The sequence below is a fragment of the Streptomyces sp. McG3 genome (assembly GCF_018619185.1).
Classification (GTDB): Bacteria; Actinomycetota; Actinomycetes; order Streptomycetales; family Streptomycetaceae; genus Streptomyces.
The window spans coordinates 1-4547 of the sequence record NZ_JAAXYC010000462.1 but is presented as its reverse complement, the minus strand read 5'-3'; the positions used below and the strand labels follow the sequence as shown (position 1 = coordinate 4547).

5 protein-coding genes are annotated in these 4547 nt (G+C 73.2%); all 5 read left to right on the top strand.

Annotation, left to right across the window (positions count from 1 at the left end):
* On the top strand, positions 1-386 hold a 386-nt coding region (locus HET64_RS36890), incomplete at its 5' end, for a helix-turn-helix domain-containing protein (RefSeq protein WP_215111599.1).
* 59 nt (positions 387-445) lie between these two features.
* Positions 446-1318 (top strand): GNAT family N-acetyltransferase, encoded by an 873-nt coding sequence (locus HET64_RS36885; RefSeq protein ID WP_215111598.1) that lies wholly within the window; start codon positions 446-448, stop codon positions 1316-1318.
* Positions 1319-1401: 83 nt separating this feature from the next.
* Complete coding sequence (locus HET64_RS36880) at positions 1402-1692, top strand: hypothetical protein (RefSeq protein ID WP_215111597.1); 291 nt, start codon at positions 1402-1404, stop codon at positions 1690-1692.
* 172 nt (positions 1693-1864) lie between these two features.
* Positions 1865-3208, top strand: a complete 1344-nt coding sequence (eccD, locus tag HET64_RS36875; protein ID WP_215111596.1) for a type VII secretion integral membrane protein EccD — start codon at positions 1865-1867, stop codon at positions 3206-3208.
* 55 nt (positions 3209-3263) lie between these two features.
* A complete protein-coding gene (locus HET64_RS36870; protein ID WP_251146389.1) occupies positions 3264-4454 on the top strand; it encodes a MinD/ParA family protein in 1191 nt (396 codons plus the stop codon).
* The last annotated feature ends 93 nt before the right edge of the window (positions 4455-4547 follow it).

Here is a 4547-nt window from a genome sequence, read left to right as displayed (position 1 = left end):
GCTGGACGCTCGGCGCGTCCGCCGCCACCCCCGTCACCGCTCTCGACGCCGCCGACGCCCTGGCCGCCCGCGCCCTGGCCCACGCACGGGCGACCCGCGCCCCGTTGACCGTGGACGCCCCCACGAGCAGCCTCGCCGCGCTGGTCCCGCCCGAACAGGCGGCCGCCCACGCCCGCGCCCTCCTCGCCCCGCTCACCGCGCCGCTGGCCGACACCCTGCGCTGCTGGCTCTCCCTCCACGGCAGCTGGGACCGTACGGCGGTGGCCCTCGGCGTCCACCGCAACACCGTCCGCCAACGCATCGGGCGGTGCGGGGAGTTGCTGGGCGCGGACCTGGACGACATGGACGTACGGGCGGAGTTGTGGTTCGCGCTGCGGCAGACCTGACCACCGGCCCGGACACAAAAGCCTGCGCGCCTCCGTGGCGCACTGACTAGTCTCCGCGCATGGCCCCACTCGCGCGGCACCGCCTGTCCCCTGCCGACACCGGCCCGGCGCTGCGCGCACTGCGCGCGTGGACACCGCCCGACGCCCCGTCCGGGAGCCTGCACCCCGGGGACGTGGGCTGGCTCCTGCGGCTGGACGACGCGACTGTCTACCTCTGGACCGACGCACGGGCCGCCGCACGGACCGGCCCACGGGCCTCCTCGCATGCCGAGGCCCGGTCCGGCGACGCGGCGAAGGCGGCACCCGTGGCGGTCGGCTTCCTCGACGGACCCGTGCTGCGCGTCACCGCCGCGCCCGACGCCGACCTCGGAGCGCTCGCGGCGGACGCGGAGGACCTGCTCGTACCCGGCAACGACGCGACCGACGGCCTGCCCGTGCCCGGCTGGGAACCGGACGAGGAGGAGCCCTGGCTCGTCTTCTCCTGGACCCCGGGGCCGGTAGCGAGCCGCGCCGCACAGGTCACCGGGTCCGACGCCGCCGACCGGGCACTGGTGCACCGAGCCGCCTTCGCGGGATCCACGTTCTCCGTCGACCACTGGCGCAGGATGAAGGAGTCCCCCGCGGCCCACCTCGCCGTGGAGACGCTCGTCCGCACGCCCGCCGGGGACCCCGCCGCCGCGGCGACCGGCTGGTTCGGGGGTACGGGCAGGTGCGGACTGCTCGAACCGGTCGGCACCCACCCGGACCACCGCGGCCACGGCTACGGCCGCGACGCCGTACGGGGCGCGTGCGCGGCACTCGCCGACCGGGGCGCGAGCGCGGTGGCCGTCCTGACGCCGGCCGGCAACGAGGCGGCGGCAGCGCTCTACCGGTCGGCCGGATTCACCCTCGTACGCGAGAACCACGACTGGACGCGCCCAGAACGGGTGTGAACACCGCTTCCCTCACGTCCCGGCGCCCTGGTGTGTACTCCACAACCGGCCCTCGGTATGTTGCAGTGGCAAAGGGGGATCGTGTGGCACGGGATTACGACAGTCAACTGCTGGAATCGGTGGGGGTACGCCGCCGCAGGACGCGAGACGCTCTGCTCTTCGGCGTGGGGCGCGCACGGCGCACCGCCGACGAGCGGCTCGGGAAGGTATTCGCGGGTATCGCCATCACCGCCGTGCTCTGCGCCGGGTGCATCGGCTGGTCCTTCCTCCAGCACACGCTGGACAAACAGAAGGCCGAGCAGGAGAAACAGCAGCGGCAGGCGCAGCGGTACGAACCGCCGACGCGTTCTTCCGGCTTGGCGAAGGGCCTCTGATCAGCTCCGGCCGAGAGACGACGAAGTGGCCGGAAATTCACCAGGCGCCCAGTATCGCAGGCGAGATTTCGCCGAGCTCGGAAATGCGCCAACCGCGCCATGCGCTATGCCTAATTGGCCCGAAATTTCGGAACATCACAATGATAGGTTTCCGTAAGTGGTGAGCACAGCAATGACGTCCCGATCGGAACTGAGCCGGGTGACCCTGGTCGGCGAGCGGCGCCGGGCCGACATCGTGCTGCCCTCGGACACGCCTATCGGTCAACTCCTGCCGGACATACTGCAGTTGCTGGACGACCGGGCGGCTTCGCGGCCGTTGACCCGGCAGTTGATCACCTCCGACGGTTCGGCTCTGCCGCACGACAGCACGCTCGCCTCGGCCGGCGTCAGCGACGGCGCCGTGCTGCGCCTGGTCAGGACCCACGCGGCTCCGCCCGCCCCGGTCGTCCACGACGTCACGGACCAGGTGGCCGAGAGCCTCGACCTGCAGGCCTGGCGCTGGCGTCCGGCCGCTCGCAGGGTCACCGCCGGGGCGTCGACCGTGGCCTTCGCGGTGATCGCCGCCCTGCTGGCCCGGCGCGAATTCCCGCTCGGCACCCTGGCCGGCGCGCTGGCGGTCGCCACCGTCGTCCTTCTGGTGGGCGGCGCGGTGTGCGCCCGGATCGGAACAGGCAATCGCGGCCTGGCGACCGCGCTGCTGTTCGTCTCGGGCGGCCTCGGCGTCCTCACGGCCTGGACCGCCGCCGACGCGTACGACTGGTCGGGCCCGGCCAGGCTCGCCGCGGTGGCGACGGCGGTGGCACTGGCCCTGCTGCTGCTCGGGTTCTTCTCGCCGCTCGGCCGCGGCGGTCTGATCGGCGCCGGTGCCACCGCCGCCGTCACCGCGGTGTGGGAGGCCGTCGCCGTCGTGGAGCCGGATCCGGCCCGGCTGGGCGCCGTGATGGCGGTGTTCTCCGTGGTGCTGCTCGGCGTGCTGCCCCGGCTCGCGCTGATGGCGTCCGGCCTCACCGCGCTCGATGACCGGCGGTCGGGCGGGGCATCGGTCAGCCGTCACGACGTGGCCGACGCACTGACCGCGACGCACCGCGGACTCGCCCTCGCCACCGTTGTCACCGCGGCGTCGGCGACGGCGGCGGGCTGGCTCCTCACCCTGACCGCGCGGCCGACCATGTGGACGGTGCTCCTGCCTTCGCTGGTAGCGGTGGTGCTGGTGTCGAGAGCTCGCGCGTTTCCCCTGGTGGCCGAGGTGGTGGCCCTGTTCGCCGGCGCGGCGGTCCTGCTCGTACGCCTCGTGATGCTGTGGATGGAGCAACCGTCCGGGGGTGCGGGCCCCGTCGTCGTGCTCGGCGTGGCGGCGATGCTGCCCTTGCTCGCCCTGGCGGTGGAGCCTCCCGAGCATGTACGAGTGAGGCTCCGGCGCACCGCCGACCTGATCGAGTCCATCGGCATGGTGGGGCTGTTCCCGCTCGCCATCGGTGTGTTCGGCATCTACAGCCAGTTGCTCGACAAGTTCTGACATTCATGCGCGGGCGGCTCCGGTCGGGGCATCGGAGCGGAGGAGAAGGGCAGACATGCCGAACGCGGACAACTGGCAGGGTGATGTGCTGCGCGATCTGAGGGGAACCCCTCCTCCACAGCCCGCGCAGAGCCACGGTGCGGCGCAGAGCCAGAGTGCTGCACAGGGCCACGGCGCGGCACGGGAACAGCAGCAGTTTCCCCAGGAACAGCCGCAGGAGCGTACGGGTGCGCGGATGCCGGGTCCGAACTCCCCCGCGTCGCCCGCCGCGCCGCCCGCTCCCTCTCCCGCGGCACCGTCGGCACGTGCGCGACAGCACCCCCGGTCCCCCGACTCCCGGCCCGTGATCGACGGCGCGCTGTCCGGTACGGCACGCCGCCCCCGGCAGGGTGAGCCGGCCGCCGCGCGGGTCACGCGCGCGGTACGCCGCATCGTCTCCTCCTCAGCAGCCCGTGAGGTCGCCGAGATCACCCGCACCGCCGAGCGGATCCAGCAGCCGGTGACGACCGGTCGGCAGATCGCCGTCACCTCCATCCGGGGTGGCGCGGGCAAGACGACGGTGGCCGCCCTGCTCGGCACGGCGTACGCGCACTATCGCCAGGACCCGGTCCTCCTCGTCGAGGCCGATCCGGCGCTCGGCTCACTGCCCCTGCGTCTCGGAGCCGAGACGCTGCGCTGGACCACGGCCGATCTGGCGGACATCGCGGAGCCGCAGATGTCGCTGCTCGACATCACCGGATACCTCGTCCAACTCCCCGACAACGCTTGGCTGCTGCCCGGCAGTCAGGGACGGATCGGGGCGATGCTGGACACCGCGGCGTACGAGCGGGTCATGGTCGCGCTCCGCCGGTACTTCGGGGTGACCGTCGTCGACTGCGAGACGCTGCCGGCCGAGGTAGCCCGGGTCGCGCTCTCCGCCGCCCAGGCCCGGGTACTGGCCGCGCCCGCCACGCTGGACGGCATCACCAGCACGTACGCGGTCCTCCAGTGGATGCAGGGGCTGCCGCGCCACATGATCGCCGGGACCGTGGTGGCGCTCACGAGCACCACGCCCCGCCCCGGGATCGATGTGGAGGCCGCCGCCGAGAAGCTGCGGTCCACGGGCGCGACCGTCCATGTGCTGCCCCATGACCGGCATCTGGCGGCAGGGGGAGCACTCCGCACCGAACTGCTCGCCCGGCCGACGCGGCTGGCCGCCACCCGGCTGGCCGCCGAGGCCTTCCAGCTCTCCCAGAAGCGCCGATGACCCCGATGCGGAGCGTTGCTTCCGCCACAACCGCCACCGCGAACGCCGGACCACGCCCATGAGCACCCGATTGATCCACCGCCCCGCCCGGAC

Excerpts from the sequence above, each read along its gene's own strand:
- HET64_RS36870 (WP_251146389.1), top strand. The coding sequence starts at position 3,264 with ATGCCGAACGCGGACAACTGGCAGGGTGATGTGCTGCGCGATCTGAGG.
- HET64_RS36885 (WP_215111598.1), top strand. The coding sequence starts at position 446 with ATGGCCCCACTCGCGCGGCACCGCCTGTCCCCTGCCGACACCGGCCCG.
- eccD (WP_215111596.1), top strand. The coding sequence starts at position 1,865 with ATGACGTCCCGATCGGAACTGAGCCGGGTGACCCTGGTCGGCGAGCGG.